Here is a 16057-nt window from a genome sequence, read left to right as displayed (position 1 = left end):
ATGAAATGTGTAATCGATTACATGCCAATGCAATTACAAGAAAGGGGTTTTTAAAAAATGGCCGAGAATTCTCAAATCGCAAAAGACGTCATTGAGGCTGCCGGCGGCGAAGGAAACATCGCTTCAGTAGCTCACTGTGCCACCCGCCTTCGGATTATGCTGCACGACAAAGAGAAAGCCGATATTTCTGCAATTGAAGAGATCGACAAAGTAAAGGGTGCCTTTTACAACTCTGGACAGCTGCAGGTTATCTTCGGAACTGGTACGGTTAACCGAATTTACGAAGAGGTTACCAAGCTGAATGTGGAAGGAACAACTAAATCTGAAATGAAGGAAGAGACGAAGAAGCAGGGGAACTGGTTCCAGCGTTGGATCCGTACATTCGGTGATGTGTTCGTGCCGATTATCCCAGCGCTCGTTGCGACTGGTTTGTTCATGGGTCTGCGTGGACTTGTCACTCAGCCTCAGATCTTGGGACTATTTGGAATGGCCCCTGAAGATATCTCAGAAAACTTTATTCTTTTTACACAGATTCTGACAGACACGGCTTTTATATTCCTGCCGGCACTGGTTGCCTGGTCAACCTTTAAAGTATTTGGCGGCAGTCCACTGCTCGGTATTGTTATTGGTTTAATGCTCGTATCACCTGCGCTTCCGAACGCGTGGGATATTGGCGGCGGTGAAGTCGAACCGATCATGTTCTTCGGCTTTATTCCCGTAGTTGGTTATCAGGCTTCTGTGCTTCCAGCCTTTATTACAGGTATATTAGGTGCGAAACTTGAGAAAGCTTTGCGGAAGAAAATACCTGAGTCTCTGGATTTAATTCTGACACCTTTCTTAGTCCTATTAATTATGATTACAGCAGCCTTATTCATTATAGGACCTATCTTCCACATCGTGGAAAACGGTATTTTCTCTGCTACACGTGTGGTACTGGATCTTCCGTTAGGACTTAGCGGTTTAATTATTGGTGGTCTGCACCAGGTTATCGTTATTACCGGAGTCCACCACATCTTTAACTTACTTGAAATTCAATTGCTTGAACGTTTAGGTGAAAATCCATTTAACCCGCTAATTTCAGCAGGTATTGCAGCTCAAGGTGCAGCAGCACTGGCTGTTGGTTTGAAATCAAAACAGAAGAAAATGAAAGCTCTTGCCCTTCCGTCTGCTTTATCTGCCTTCCTTGGAATTACAGAGCCAGCCATTTTCGGTGTTAACTTGCGTTACATGAAGCCTTTCGTTATGGGGCTTATCGGTGGAGCGGCCGGCGGTTTCTTCGCTTCTCTTATGGGACTCGCAGGTACCGGCATGGCGATCACCGTAATTCCGGGTATGCTTTTGTACTTGGATGGCTTGTTCCCATTTGCCAACTACATTATCGCAAACGGTATCGCTATTGGAGTAGCTTTCGGTCTGACATGGGCCTTCGGTTACGAAGACGGCATGCTCGACAAAAACAAATAATATCCATTAATTCCTATTCTTTCTACCTCAGGTCCCCCAGTAATTACCAGGACCGGCTAGTGGATATGGAAATATCTAGAGGACCAGGTCAAACAGTATTTTCCAATTTGACCTGGTCTGTTTTTGTCTTTTTGTGGCAGTTAGTATGGTATAATAATGGGTAACCATAAGAGAAAGAGGTGAGTTGCTCATGTATAAGGAACCTATCTTTTTACAGCCTGAATTCAAAGAACGGATTTGGGGTGGAACGGGGCTTAAGGAAATTTTTCAGTACGACATTCCTTCCAACCAGACAGGAGAAGCCTGGTGTATTTCCGGTCATACGAATGGTCCAAACACGATACAGAACGGGCCATTGGCAGGACATACACTGGCTGAAGCATGGAAGAAACACCGTGAACTGTTCGCCCATGAAGAAGGAGAAGAATTTCCACTGTTAGTTAAGATACTGGATTCTGCGAAGGACTTATCTGTACAAGTCCACCCGGATGATACATATGCACGCGAAATGGAAGGAAAGAATTATGGGAAAACAGAATGCTGGTACGTGATCGACGCCGAAGAGGGTTCTGAAATTATTTTTGGTCATCATGCCTCGAATAAAAAGGAATTACAGGATTTGGTGGAGAATGAAGAATGGGAGAGGCTGCTTAGGCGGATTCCTGTTCAGCCTGGGGATTTCTTTTATGTACCAAGTGGAACGATCCATGCGATTGGCGCTGGCATACAGATTCTTGAAACCCAGCAGAGTTCGGATATCACGTACCGCGTTTACGACTATGATCGCGTAGGAAACGATGGAGAGAAACGGGAACTGCACCTGGATAAGTCGCTGAAAGTGATAACGGTTCCACATAAAGACCCCCGCATTGACCGATCAGATGCAGTTCAGGCAGACCTCAGGCAGGAAACCTTGATCGAAGAAGAGTATTTTTCTGTTTTTCATTGGCAATTGGAAGGGGAAAGCGGGGAGCTGAAGCCCAGTCCTTATTTATTGGTAAGCGCTCTCCAGGGAAATGGAGAGGTCAGGATTGACGAGGAGACCTATTCATTTGCAAAAGGGGATCATTTTATTATCCCTGCTACAGTAGACACGTTCGAATTGAAAGGAAATGCTTCGATGATCGTCTCCCGTTCCAATAAGTCATAAGCATTTACAAACTACAAGAGGAGTGATGGATGGATGTGGAAAAATGAGTACAATCGCTGGAAAGAATTTAAAGAAATGGACGAAAAGCTATCAACGCAGTTAAAAGAGATTGAAAATGACGAACAGTCTCTAGAAGACGCCTTCTATAAGAACCTCGAGTTTGGAACAGGCGGAATGCGCGGTAAGCTTGGCCCTGGTACGAATCGAATGAACATCTATACGATCAGAAGAGCTGCCGAAGGGCTCGCGACGTATGTGAATGATCGAGGGCTCTCGAACCGCGGTGTAGCCATTGCTTATGACTCCCGTTACATGTCCAAAGAATTTGCAGTGGAAACAGCCCGCGTGCTCGGCTACCACGGTATTCCTTCATATGTATTCACTTCTTTACGCCCGACACCGGAGCTTTCGTTTGCTGTGCGTCATTTAAAGACTGCTGCAGGCGTGGTAGTCACAGCCAGCCATAACCCGCCAGAGTATAATGGCTTCAAAGCTTATAATGAGGACGGGGGCCAGCTTCCTCCACTTCAGGCTGAATCCATGATCGGATTTGTTAATAAAGTAGAAAACGAACTGAATGTAGAGGCAGCTGATCAGAAACAACTGGAAGATGACGGACTGCTCAACTGGATCGATGAAAAAGTCGATGCTGCCTATTTGGAGCAGCTTAAATCCGTAACGATTCAGCCGGATATTAAAAAAGATATCTCTCTTGTGTTTACACCACTGCATGGCACGGCACGTGACCTTGTCCAAAAAGGCCTGGAACAGAGCGGGTTTTCTTCCGTAGCTATTGTAGAAGAGCAGGCGCAGCCGGATCCTGAATTCTCAACCGTTGCTTCTCCGAATCCGGAAGAACATCAGGCGTTTGCTATGGCGATCGAACAAGGGAAAGCAATAGGAGCTGACTTACTGCTTGCAACCGACCCTGATGCGGACCGCATGGGAGCAGCTGTACCGGATGAAAACGGTGAATATCAGGTGTTAACCGGAAACCAGACCGGTGCTCTTATGCTTGATTACATTTTGGAGCATTCTCCTGATGTACCAGACAATGGACTCCTGATTAAAACCATTGTGACCTCTGAATTCGGCCGGGTGATCGCGGATGCCCATAACATCGGCACGCTAGATACACTGACAGGCTTTAAATTTATTGGTGAAAAAATCAAAGAGTACGAACAGAGCGGAGAATATGAGTTCATGTTCGGGTATGAAGAGAGTTACGGTTATTTAGTTAAACCATTTGCACGTGACAAAGACGCCGTCCAGGCAGCGATTCTGATCGCAGAAGTCGGTGCTTATTATAAGAATCAAGGCAAAACACTGCTTGATGCCCTGGAAGAGCTTTATCAGAAGCACGGGTACTTCCTTGAAGACCTTCAATCCGTGAAGCTTGAAGGAAAATCCGGAGCGGATAAAATCAAGACGATTATGGAAGATTTCCGTGATGCGGGTATTACAGAAGCAGGCGGAAAGAAAGTAGTCGCCGTTGAGGATTACTCTACAATGACTCGTCATTATGTAGAGGGCGGCGCGACCGAGGAGATTGAACTTCCAACGTCGAATGTGCTGAAGTTTATTCTCGAGGACGACTGCTGGTTCTGTTTACGTCCATCCGGAACAGAGCCGAAAATTAAATTTTATTATGGAGCCAAATCCGGTTCCCGAAAAGACAGCGAGAAGATTCTTGAAGCATTAAAAGCAACCGTTAATGACCGTTTGCATGCTTTGATTTAACTTAGAGTCCCAGTTTTCCATATGGAAAACTGGGACTTTTTTTAGATTTTCCCTAAAGAAATTCAAATTCCAAGGATAATAGCTGCAATTTCGATCATGAAGGGAGTGGGTTCTGAAAAATATTTAAAAATTAACCGTGTATTCAAGATAAAAGACTTTCAATTTGTTGACAAATCAGCCATAATAGAATAAAATACTGAAAATTCAGATTAAATTAAAGGGGTGGGCACTGTGTTAAATATTAAAATGCTGAAACCGTATTACGTGAAGGAAGACAAGCGCTTTATCCGAGTTGTGCTAGCCTACCAGTACTTTTCATTATTTATCGACAATGAACTCTACCAATTCGTTCCTATGGAATCCAGAGAAATCATTATTGACCGTCAACGTAAGCGCGTTCATAATGTTTTCGATATTTTCGTTTTTCAACGCGGTAAAAATATAGTATATGTATCGGTAGCAGATCTGCTTCAGCTGCCAGACTTTCTACAACATCTTCACTCTATTGTCGCCCCTTACTATGAAAAGGAAGAGGTAGAACTGACAAAACCGGAAGAGAATGAAACAAATGAAGTGATTCTTGAGCTCGAAAAGAATAATCTCAGACGTTTGATCGATCAGGCGATTGATTCGGAGGACCGCGATACCTTCCGTGTACTGACGACTACGTGGAACCGTATGTATTCTTAAAATTGGATGAATGAAAGCCGATATGATGCCGTCATATCGGCTTTTGTTTGTTTAATTACTATAAATTACAAAATCCTACATTCTTTTATTAGGAATATTCTAAAATTAAATGTTTATATTTAAAAAATAGTTAAATATGTTCAAAATTAGCTGGAGAAAATCAGTTATAATAATAATACATTTCCAGATGAAGGAAGATTCTTTGATAGATAAAAATGAAGAATCTTTAAACAGAAACCTAGAGGATTTTGGGGAGGTTTAGAGAGATGAGAACGGTGCCGAGTGTGAGCAAATTAGATGAGGATTGGGTGCATTTATTAAAGCAGGCAAAAGCCATGGGTATGACAATCGAAGAGGTAAGAGATTATATTAAAGATTTCTCTAATAAGAGGAAGTCACTAGAATAGAAGCGCCACCTAATCATTTAGGGGGTGCTATTTTTTTGGATTCAGGTATAATAGTAAAAAAGGATTATACTTGGGGGTATCTATATGACTATGTCCCATCATGAGCTTACCCACTTACTAAAGGACTGTTCAATTGCATTGCAAGTCCCTGTGCTGCTTTTGAATCATAAACGGAAATTAACCTTTCAATTTCCCGACAGCTTTCGTCAGCCTCCTGATTTCATGAAAAAAAGCTTCTACCCTTTTTTAGAAATCAGTAGAAAAAGCCCCAACACCTTAGAAAAATTCTCGGATGAATTTGGACAGAGTATTTTCTTATATTCTATGAAGATCGGACATGAAGAACCAGTAGATATTGTCTTTGGTCCCTTTTTACATAAAGAGATCGGAAAAAAAGAAATTGATGGTTTTGTAAAAGCTGAGCCTGACTATAAAGGCAAGGCGGAAAGACTACTAAATTACTATGATCAATTACCCGTGCTGAACCCCGTGCAAATGTTATCTATGGAACGAATTCTCATACGCATTCTCTCCGGTAAACAGGAAGGACATCATCCTAGAAAGCATTCGCCTATCCAGAAGGTTTATGAACATTATCTCAGGAATGAAGCTGCTCCGAACAACAACTATCAGCTTCAGGAGCGTTTTATACACTTATTCAAAATGGGCGGGGCAGAGGCGCTGGACGTCTATCGGGAGTGGAGAAAGCAATTGTTCTCGTCCACCAGTCACTCGAATGCTTTGAGACTGGAGAAGAATCAACTGATCCGTCTAATAGGGGAATTGAATCAGTTGTGTCTGGAAGGGGGAGCCCAGCTGGAAGAAGTGATGTCCTTAAGCGGGTTCTTTATGAACTATTTAGAAACAAAAAAGACGAAGGAAGAACTTCATGAACTAGAGGAGAATGTTATCCAAAGTTTCATGAGCCGTCTGCAGCGGGCTCAGGAAGAACCGGTGTACTCTCCTTTAGTCGAGCGGTCCAAACGCTATATCTTCCAGAACTTGAGTGATCCCCTTTCCCTGCAGGAGATTGCAGCTGCCATGAACGTCCATCCGAACTATCTATCGGGAATATTCAAGAAAGAAACAGGGATTTCAATATCTCAATTTATTAATATGGAACGGGTTAAAGAAGCGAAAGAGATGCTGAGCATTTCTGATTTTACTTTGCTGGATATTAGTATGAAACTTGGATTTAATAGTCAGAGCTACTTTACAAGAGTTTTCAAAAAAATAGAAGGTATAGGACCAAATGAATTTCGCAAAAAACATCATATTATGGAAGAGTGAAGCCGGCTGACTAATAGGACAGCCGGCTTTTTTGTTCTTAAAATAGAAAATATTTGGAGATATTTGGAGAAAACAAGAGTGTGGAGAACGTAGTTGTTCTCTATTGTGAATTTTGACGGTTTTCTTTTTAATAGAGTCGCTTTATAATATTCTTTATAAAGAACAAAATGCGTGCAAAATAGAACAAAATGTACAACATTTAGATAAATTTTGACATGGAAAAGGGGATGGAGGACATTGGCAACTATAGGGGAAAAGATTCGGGTTCTTCGGATTGGAAAGGGTTTATCGGTGAATGAGTTTGCAAAGCTGTCCAATGTATCCAAATCGTATATTAGCAACATTGAACGAGGCGTTCAGAAAAATCCCTCGCTTATTGTTATGGGAAAGCTCGCAAAGACCCTGGAGGTGCCGCTCGAGGAACTGCTGCCCTATCGCTGGGGTGACGAACCAGAAAAGAACGCAAAGTGAATGGTTGTACAAATGCAGTTGGATATAGAATGGCCCGAACTTATAAAACAGGCAAAAAAGCTGGGTTTAACCTCGGAATACATTAAACATTATCCAGGGGTCTAGAACAGTATAAGCCACTCCTTTGAGGCGGGAGGGAAATAGTTTGAGAGGAAAAGTCTTATTTACAAGGGGAGCGGCTAGAAAGAATATTGTCGTAAAAGAGATGCCGGAGTACAGGTATGACCCCGCTGCCGTTCGTAACATAAGCGTCCTTATACACCAATATTCCCAGCTGATCGTAAAAGGCGGCTGGCAGGTGATCAGCCAGCAGGGAGTGGTTTATGCGAGGGCAGCTGATCGCAGTCTAAAGCAGGACGCTATGGAAGCTGTGAGAGGAGACGGTTCTCCTCTGTCCTATGTTCAAGCTGCTTCCTGTTACCACCATCTAGCTGATTACACCAGAAAAGGCAGCAGTCTTAGTGAAGCATCCATTCTAGATGACACCTTGGTCAGGAATCTTGATTTGTTTAAGGAATGGAGATTCAGCCAAGTCCCGCACAGTTTGAACCCTGTGTTCTTCTATGATGCGCTCTTACATCCTGTCGTCATCATCTTTAGTCACCACAAGGAAGGAATCGAAACCATACAAAAGAGTATCCACCGCTTTGAGCGCGATAGCTACACGCTGAAATTTCAACAGAGGGAGTGGGCCGTCCAGAACAGGGGGGACGAGTTTCCTCGTTATTATAGTTGACAGAAGCCTATTTTCTTATTGAAGAAAATAGGCTTCTGTCATAATTTGACAACATAACCTCACGAATTGAATGGATATTCATATACTATTATTAATTTTAAGAATATTTTTGAAGAAAAACACTATTCAAATGACGAATATTGCTATATGATAATATGATAGATTGGAAGAATGCATACATTATTTGTTGAAAAATTGAAAATGATGCAACTAAAGGGAGAAAGTCTTTATAATTTGTCGGTCAGCGGCCACGCCCCCTCAGAAAAAGATGTTTTCCAACGAAGGTTTAAGTAAAAAGAATAGTAAGATACTAAACGATAGAAAAGGTGGGACGAATGGAAAATTTAAAAGAGGTGCTGCAGGATATCATTCAGCGCTCCGAAACTTCGGAAGTCCTCTCTTCTCAGGACGTTATTGAACAGTTAATCCAGCAGCTTCAAAGATAATTAAAATATATTGATATAAAAATCGTCCTTCAACTATCTTAAGGGACGGTTTTTTAATTGGTTCTATTAAAGGTAGTTTTGCTCTTTCATATGAAACGATCAGGCCTGGTTGTGGAAGACTCAGTTTTGAGATATGGTCTTTGAAAGGGGCTCCAGAAAAGCGAGGGATTTCCCTGCCAGCTCTCTTCCACATAGAGTAACGGAGCCAATTTATCTTAAAATCTAGTCTTCCAGTATCGGGAGATTATCTGTAAGAATCCATACAGCGACTTAAAGAGATATTATGAAAGTGAAGCACCTGTAAAAATCTGAAGCCAAAGTCCGACAGATTATTTGTCAACCTATGGTATAATGTGAACGATGCAACCTTGAATTTACTAAACACAAGTGAGGATTTCTATGAATATATATATTGATTTGATAATAGCGATCGGCCTGTCCATGGCAGTGAGCTACCTGCTCGTATTTCCTGTTATGAAACTGGCCGTAAAGTGGAAAATGATGGATTACCCTGAACTGAGGAAGATCCATACAGAAATTACCCCGCGCATGGGTGGTCTGGCCATCTTTGGCGGTGTAGTAGCGGGGATGCTGTATATCAGACCGGATACCCCTTATTTTCTTTCGATCAGTATCGGCGCGACGATTATTGTCTTAACCGGTCTTCTCGATGACCGCTATCAAATCCGCCCGATTTTCAAACTGGCCGGACAAGTTTCCGCTGCCGGTATATTGATTCTATCGGGGTTAAAAGTTGATATTCTAAGCGTTCCTTTCTTAGGAATGATCTCTTTAAATGAACCGATCAGTATTCTATTCACATTTTTCTGGATTATTGGAATTACCAATGCCATCAACCTGATCGATGGACTGGACGGCCTTGCCACCGGTGTATCGACCATTTCCCTGATTAGTATTGCTGTGATGGCGCTGGCGATTGAGCCCCAGATTACCATCGTGTATTTATGTATCGTGCTAATCGGAAGTAACATCGGTTTCCTTTTCCACAATTTTTATCCTGCCAAGATTTATATGGGAGATACCGGCTCTCTGTTTCTCGGGTATTCCATGGCGGTTATTTCTATGGTAGGACTCTTTAAAAACGTGACCTTATTCAGTTTTGTCATCCCAATTATTGTTCTTGCGATTCCTGTGTTTGATACACTATTCTCCATCATGAGACGTGTGATTAATAAGCAGAAAATCATGATGCCGGACAATAAGCATATTCATTATCAAATCCTGGCAGCCGGCTTCAGCCACCGCGCGACGGTGTTAATTATTTATGGATTCAGTGCCCTGTTCGGCTTACTGGCCATTTTATTCTCTCTTACGTCGATTGGAATTTCGCTGATCATTACGTTTGTACTCTTGTTCCTGCTTCACTTATTTGCAGAAATGACAGGAGTGGTATATCGAGGAAAGCGCCCGGTAATTGATTTCTTTTCTAAAAATGATAAGAAGGATAAAGACAAAGATAAAGAACGTGAAGAAGCCTAAAGCCAGAAAGCCCCGGTTCCTCTAAATGGAATCGGGGCTTTTTGGCTATATTATTCTCTCTTCTAATGAGAGAAGTATCTTCGGAAACTCCTCAGCCTATTTCCGATGCCTGGCAATGTCTGAATAATAGCATGATGGACAAGCGTGAGGGAAGCGGGATGCATAGGATGCAGGAATGAAATTATTTTCTGCATTTCTCAAGGTTTATTAAGATCATGTAAATTATTTTAGGAAGTATTGTTCAATCAAATGGTTTCGTATATAATCTTATCGAAAGTCAATATTGGTTTTCGATATTGAAAAGCTTAATAAGGAGGAACCGTATTTGGATAATAAAGTAGTAAGGAAACTATTCCTGGGTTTTATACAAATTCATATTTTGCATCATGCCAAAGAAGAAGCTATTTACGGATCCTGGATGCTTGAGGAGCTGCATGAGCATGGTTACGAGATCAGTGCCGGCACCTTATATCCCATCCTTCACAATATGGAAAGCGACCAGCTTCTAGATAGAGAAGATGTTAATGTGAATGGCAAGATACGCAAGTATTACCGCATTACAGACAAGGGTGACGAGGTCCTGCAGGAAGCCCGGGCTAAAGCTTATGAACTCTTTAAAGAAATTAAATGACATGAGGTGAATAAATTGAACCAAAAACAGAATAAAACCACTCTACAAATCCTATTAGAAATCCTATTTGCATCTACGAAACTGGGTTTAACCTCATTTGGAGGGCCTGTCGCCCACCTGGCTTACTTTAAAGATGAATACATCGACCGGCGAAAATGGTTGACGGACAAAACCTATGCGGATCTCATTGCGCTATGCCAATTCCTGCCCGGCCCAGCAAGCAGTCAGGTCGGCATATCGATTGGAATCTTACGCGGGGGAATACTGGGAGGGATTATATCCTTTATTGGCTTCACTCTTCCTTCCGTTATTATACTTGTCGTGTTCGCTTTACTTTATCAAAATTTCTCCCTGGCTGATGCTGGTTTCATTCATAGCTTAAAAGTGGTGGCGGCAGCCGTTGTCCTGCATGCCCTCATCGGACTGGGTCAGAAACTGACACCGGACAAAAGCACAAAGGCTATTGCGGTTGTGGCTGCATTAGTTATGCTGCTGTATCCTTCCGCCTGGATACAGATCGTCATTATCGTAGCTGCTGGCCTGCTTGGACTTTCCTGGTTTAAAGATAAAGCAGAATCAAATATTGAACCTATCGCTGTTACCATATCTAAAAAAACTGGAATCCTTTCTTTAACCATTTTAGGAATTTCGTTAGTTTCACTGCCGATCATAACGAGCGTAGTAAATAACTCTTTGCTCCATATTTTTGATATTTTCTTCCGCGTAGGCTCCTTAGTTTTTGGAGGAGGCCATGTAGTGTTACCTATGATTGAGAGAGAGCTGGTACCGCAGGGGCTGCTGTCGCCTGATGAGTTCCTGGCTGGTTATGGTATGGCGCAGGCCGTTCCAGGACCCCTGTTTACGTTTTCAAGCTATCTCGGAACGATGTTGGAAGGAGTTGCAGGGGCAGTGGTTGCTACCATAGGGATTTTCCTTCCTTCTTTTCTGCTTATTATTGGCGCTTTGCCTTTCCTAAGTGAATTGCGCAAGCGTGCTTCTTTCCAGGGGATCCTGATGGGAGTGAATGCAAGCGTCGTTGGAATTCTATTAGCCGCATTTTATGATCCTGTCGTTAAGAGTTCCATTTTTGATGGAGCAGATTTTGCCTTAGGGACTATATTATTTGCTTTACTGAATATCTGGAAAGTCCCGGCCTGGCTGATTGTTATACTCGGTGTCATCGGAGGCTATCTCCTTAATCTATTAGGTTTCTAAAAATTAGATCTTCATTTCGAGTTTTCCAGAAGAGCTTCCAATACTCGAAGACACAGTTTCGAGATAAATGGATTCGTTACGAAAATGAGGATAATGGCTAGTGGGGAAATAACTCGTCTTGTTCTATCACCCAGACACTCGATACATAAGCCGTTCATCACCGGCCGGAAAGATCACCGGCCTTTTGATGCTCGGCTTATGCTAGTCGTGTCTACCGGGGTGATTCACATTTGAACACTTTCCTGTGGCCCTACACGACGTATGGTCGATCGACGTTGCCACAGGACGTGGCGACTTTAGACGATCCTCCATTTAAATGAGCCTCCTCAGTCGTTTCACTCCTTGTGGGGTCTCATCTAGATTCTTCTCCCACGGGAGTCTCGCTATTTCCCCACCATCCCAACTATAATACTGCGAACGGCCCCTTCTTTAGAAAGGCAGGTGGGGACTTAATCCTTTCTACATTCAGTGGTATCAGACTTTTTCTATCAAAACTTAGAGAAAACAGGAACTCACGGCATGATTGTTATATTTCCTATCCAAGTAATTTTGCCAATGTTTCGAGCCTCTCATTTCAGCAAGGTCCGAAGGGGGACGATGGAGACTCCTAGGTTAAAAGCGGAAGCACCTCGGTCAGCGGCGTATGGACTGGACTGAGCTGGCGGAGATAAAGAAAACACGAAGAGCGGAGCGATTCGATGTTGCCTTATCGTACAGAAGTGAGGGAAGTCTCACTAGCCGCTAGGTGCTGGAGCTGGATAGCACTACAAGTCGTTTATGTTCTGATATTTGATTAAGACTAAAAAAAGGTAAGAACGGGATAAACATGATCTCTGAAACCCCGGAAAGCTTTAGCTTGAGGAGGCTCAGCACATGCCCACGGAAAGCGGAATTGTCCCCCGCAGGACTTTTAAACTAACCCTATATCTCGAAAAGTAGTCTTACAGTAAACAGCCCTATTGTGGAAGAAAGTTAGCAGGAAAAATTAACATTGCGTTTTACTTCCCCTCATCACTTATGGTGAGGGGATTTTTAATTTCTGCATAATAAAAGTCTGTTCAGAATATTCTTTACTTTGCATGTCGCTCACCTTAAACTATGAATGAATATGAATAATTTTTCCAGTACATATGCAGAGAGGAGGCGGTGACAATGATCAGGATTGTCAGAGGAATTACAGGTGCAGATAAGGTGAAACAGACTGGCTGAATACGGATCATGGAGGTAAAAGAATGAAAACGTTAGAGCAAGTGAAAATCGTCGAATATCACGATGGGTACGCACAAGCTGTTGCAAAGATGTGGAATGAAAGCAGTGAAAACTGGGGTGGAGATGATTCCGTCTCAACGGCGCAGGACATTATCGATACAGAAGCGAAGTCGACCAACCTCCACCTCTTCCTGGCGATTATAGGCGATGAGGTAGTCGGTTATTGTGGACTTTCCGAATATCGGGAAGACGAAGGGGCGCTTTATATCCCTCTTATCAATGTTCATCCCGACTATCAGGGACTGAAAATTGGGAAACGCCTCCTTCTCACAGCTTTAGATAAGACGGTGGAATTAGGCTGGCCGAGACTCGATTTGTTTACCTGGCCAGGAAACACGAAGGCTGTACCTCTATATAAAAAGTGTGGATTCTTCTGGGAAGAGCGTGACGATGCCACCCACTTAATGAACTTCATGCCCACGGTCCTGCAAATCGAGTGGCTGCGGCCCTTTTTCGAAAAGCATAACTGGTACACAACGAGTCAGCGGGTCATCGAAATCAGGCCGGATGGTTTTAAGACTCAGGATCATACGGTATTTGAGTACAAATGGGAAGCGGGAGACGAGTTTGTCCACATTCAATTCGAACGAACGGGAAGAAGAATAAGGCGGATCGAGACGCAGGACCTGACGGTGGAAATGAATCTTCCCCATTTTAAACTGTTGGAAAACGAACCCTATTTCGCAAGTTATCGGATCATTAATAAAACAGAGACGCCTTTTCAAGTTTCAATTTCCGGCAGTTCTTCAGCCGTCGTCAAGCATGAGATAGAGGAAACGTTTGAAGTGCGGGATGAGTGGAGCGGAGAGTTTCCGGTGCAGCTCGAGATGCCCGAAGTGGAGCCGAATCCATGGAAAACCCACCCGGTGATAGGAGCGGATCTTACCATCAATCAATCGGTTCTTCCTCTTCGAATGGGAGTTTTTCCTATTCAACCAGGAAAACTGCACCTTCGTTCGTTGAACAAGAACTGGAGAGTACCTCATAACGGGACCTTGTACCTTGATTTGGAGAGCCAGCTGGATACTGATTCCACCTGGATGGTGAAACTTCCTATTAACAAAATGATTCAATGGGAAGAACCCCAGGTGCAGGCGCAGGTGGATGCGAAAGGACGCCTGTCTATTCCGCTCTCTGGTGAGCTTCGCAAGCACGGATTTTTAGATGAAAAAGTTGAAGTCAAGGTGCAGCGTGAGGACGGCAGGACTTCCTCTTTCCAAACACGACTTGCCCTTGCTTTCCCTGGACCAGGGGCCAAATTTGGCGGTGAGACGGAAGAGTGTTGGTACGGTTACAATGGTCCTTACTATGTCAGAATTGAAAAAAGAAATAATGCCGTGAAGATTGGTTCTTTAAGAGCGAAGGAAGAGCCGCTTACCATTATGACCCCGAAGCTTGGAAAACCGTTTAATGATGAATTGTCGAAAACAGCTGCAACTTCAGTGGAACATATAGAACTTCAGGAAGCATTTGTCCTGAAGACCACTCTGGAGCCACGCGTTTTTTCTTCCGTTATTCTTAACACCTACTATAAGATATACGGCGATGGTCTGGTTGAGATCACGCATGAACTGATCAACCATGGATTAGAAGAAAAGAGCAATCTTGCATTTCTTCAGCCGATTATTATCCCGTTAAAAGGAATGGCGATCCCAATGAAAGAAGGAGTGTTAATTGGGAATGAAGCAGATATTCCGTTTATTGACACCATTCATAGCGGGGAGCTATCTGAAAGATGGCTGTTTACTTCGTCTGCTTCAGGGGATACGGCAGGGCTGGCCTGGCAGGAAGACGCTGTCGGCATACGTGATGATTGGCGATTTGGGGTGATGTATTCGGTTGGGGCGCTCGAACCAGGAAAGCTTCAATCGCTCGGACCGATTCAAATCGGCATCAATACCGTACCTGGCTGGCGACAGTGGCGCGAGTTAGCAGCTTATAACGAAACGAAGAACCTTAAAGAGCTCCCTCTCTATGAATTGGAAGTAGAAAGCGATGGCTTCGCTTCAGAAAAGGGGGAAAAGGTGGACGTCGCTTTTCGTTCGATGCTTTCTTCCTATCTGCATGGCCGTTTAACCGTTCACTCCGAAGCGGATATTTTTGAAAAAGAAATAGGAAAAGCAGAGGAATCGACGAAAGTAACCTATCCGCTAACGTACTATACCCCTGGCTTAAAAACGCTGACAGGTCAGTTCCGGAGTCCAGGCAGGAAGGCTGATCTTCACGCCCTTCACGTTGTAAAAGGAACAGAGCCAATAAAGGTTTCAAACGAGGAGGATACTTGGACGGTTGATAACGGAAACATTGCCTTTCAAGCCTCAGCCTCTTACTACCCGGGAGTTTATTCAGTGAAGCACAAAGGCAGAGAAGCGCTGCACCACTGCTATCCGAAAGCTGGGCCAAAAGCGTGGTGGAACCCATGGGGAGGCGGAATCCGTTATGCGATGCAAAACGTTAGTCCCTATTCGATGCTGAAGGAACAAACGTCGATTGAAGCGGCATCGAAACAAGATCAGTACGGTCATGAGTGGACGGGGATGTGCCTGAAGACAGCCTTCACGGAACATGAGGAGATGAAAGGGGTCGTCCTGTATCAATACGCTCTTACGCTGCCAGAAGTCCCGGTTGCTGTTTTTTACGCAGAAATCCACCAGGGAGCTAACCGGACCTTTGCTGGTGAAAACCTTAGCCTGGAAGCTTTTTTCAAACCAGCGGAAGATTTGAAATCCTGCTATGCTTCTCAGCCGAACAACGGCTTGTTTCACACGTATTACGCCGGTGTAGAAGAGTATGAATTAGACGACACTCCTTTTATTCAGATCGGTTCCGATGATCGGGAAGAGAAGGCCACACTGATCCACCCGGATGCCAGACAGACGTCGGGCGCATATATAAACCAGGAAGTTTTCCTGCTGGAATCGGTTCAGGAGTGGTCGGCAAGATCCGGAGAACGAACCCAAGTAGAGCCGACCGTTCTATTTTTTGGAGAAGAGACGTATGAGCAGTTAAACCATCCGTTTCATGGAATAAGATTTAAATAGGAGTTTT

General features: G+C 43.6%; 12 protein-coding genes. All 12 read left to right on the top strand.

From position 1 onward, the window contains the following. Nucleotides 1–57 precede the first annotated feature (57 nt). On the top strand, nucleotides 58–1464 hold the full coding sequence (locus tag LCM11_RS08670) for a sucrose-specific PTS transporter subunit IIBC (RefSeq protein WP_224893860.1): 1407 nt from the start codon (nucleotides 58–60) through the stop codon (nucleotides 1462–1464). Between the two features lie 190 nt (nucleotides 1465–1654). Then, nucleotides 1655–2614 (top strand): mannose-6-phosphate isomerase, class I, encoded by a 960-nt coding sequence (gene manA, locus LCM11_RS08665; protein WP_224893859.1) that lies wholly within the window; start codon nucleotides 1655–1657, stop codon nucleotides 2612–2614. 33 nt (nucleotides 2615–2647) lie between these two features. Next, the gene (locus tag LCM11_RS08660; protein ID WP_224893858.1) at nucleotides 2648–4354 is read left to right on the top strand and encodes a phospho-sugar mutase; all 1707 of its coding nucleotides are present in this window, start codon (nucleotides 2648–2650) and stop codon (nucleotides 4352–4354) included. A 231-nt stretch (nucleotides 4355–4585) separates the two neighbouring features. Beyond that, complete coding sequence (locus tag LCM11_RS08655) at nucleotides 4586–5044, top strand: IDEAL domain-containing protein (RefSeq protein ID WP_014644718.1); 459 nt, start codon at nucleotides 4586–4588, stop codon at nucleotides 5042–5044. Between the two features lie 266 nt (nucleotides 5045–5310). After that, nucleotides 5311–5451 (top strand): anti-repressor SinI family protein, encoded by a 141-nt coding sequence (locus tag LCM11_RS08650; RefSeq protein ID WP_224893857.1) that lies wholly within the window; start codon nucleotides 5311–5313, stop codon nucleotides 5449–5451. Nucleotides 5452–5535: 84 nt separating this feature from the next. Continuing rightward, the gene (locus LCM11_RS08645) at nucleotides 5536–6741 is read left to right on the top strand and encodes an AraC family transcriptional regulator (protein WP_224893856.1); all 1206 of its coding nucleotides are present in this window, start codon (nucleotides 5536–5538) and stop codon (nucleotides 6739–6741) included. Nucleotides 6742–6978: 237 nt separating this feature from the next. After that, a complete protein-coding gene (locus LCM11_RS08640) occupies nucleotides 6979–7212 on the top strand; it encodes a helix-turn-helix domain-containing protein (RefSeq protein WP_224893855.1) in 234 nt (77 codons plus the stop codon). Nucleotides 7213–7357: 145 nt separating this feature from the next. Next, nucleotides 7358–7948 (top strand): hypothetical protein, encoded by a 591-nt coding sequence (locus LCM11_RS08635; RefSeq protein ID WP_224893854.1) that lies wholly within the window; start codon nucleotides 7358–7360, stop codon nucleotides 7946–7948. 845 nt (nucleotides 7949–8793) lie between these two features. Then, a complete protein-coding gene (locus LCM11_RS08630) occupies nucleotides 8794–9894 on the top strand; it encodes a glycosyltransferase family 4 protein (RefSeq protein WP_224893853.1) in 1101 nt (366 codons plus the stop codon). 325 nt (nucleotides 9895–10219) lie between these two features. Beyond that, entirely contained in the window at nucleotides 10220–10525 is a 306-nt protein-coding gene (locus LCM11_RS08625; RefSeq protein WP_224893852.1) for a PadR family transcriptional regulator, read from the top strand. 15 nt (nucleotides 10526–10540) lie between these two features. Then, on the top strand, nucleotides 10541–11740 hold the full coding sequence (chrA, locus tag LCM11_RS08620) for a chromate efflux transporter (RefSeq protein ID WP_224893851.1): 1200 nt from the start codon (nucleotides 10541–10543) through the stop codon (nucleotides 11738–11740). 1232 nt (nucleotides 11741–12972) lie between these two features. Next, nucleotides 12973–16050, top strand: a complete 3078-nt coding sequence (locus LCM11_RS08615) for a GNAT family N-acetyltransferase (protein ID WP_224893850.1) — start codon at nucleotides 12973–12975, stop codon at nucleotides 16048–16050. Nucleotides 16051–16057 lie beyond the last annotated feature (7 nt).

The sequence above is a fragment of the Halobacillus halophilus genome (assembly GCF_020171985.1).
In the GTDB taxonomy this organism is placed as follows: Bacteria; Bacillota; Bacilli; order Bacillales; family Halobacillaceae; genus Halobacillus; species Halobacillus halophilus_A.
The sequence above is the reverse complement of the archived record's forward strand: the minus strand, read 5'-3'. Positions and strand labels throughout refer to the sequence as shown.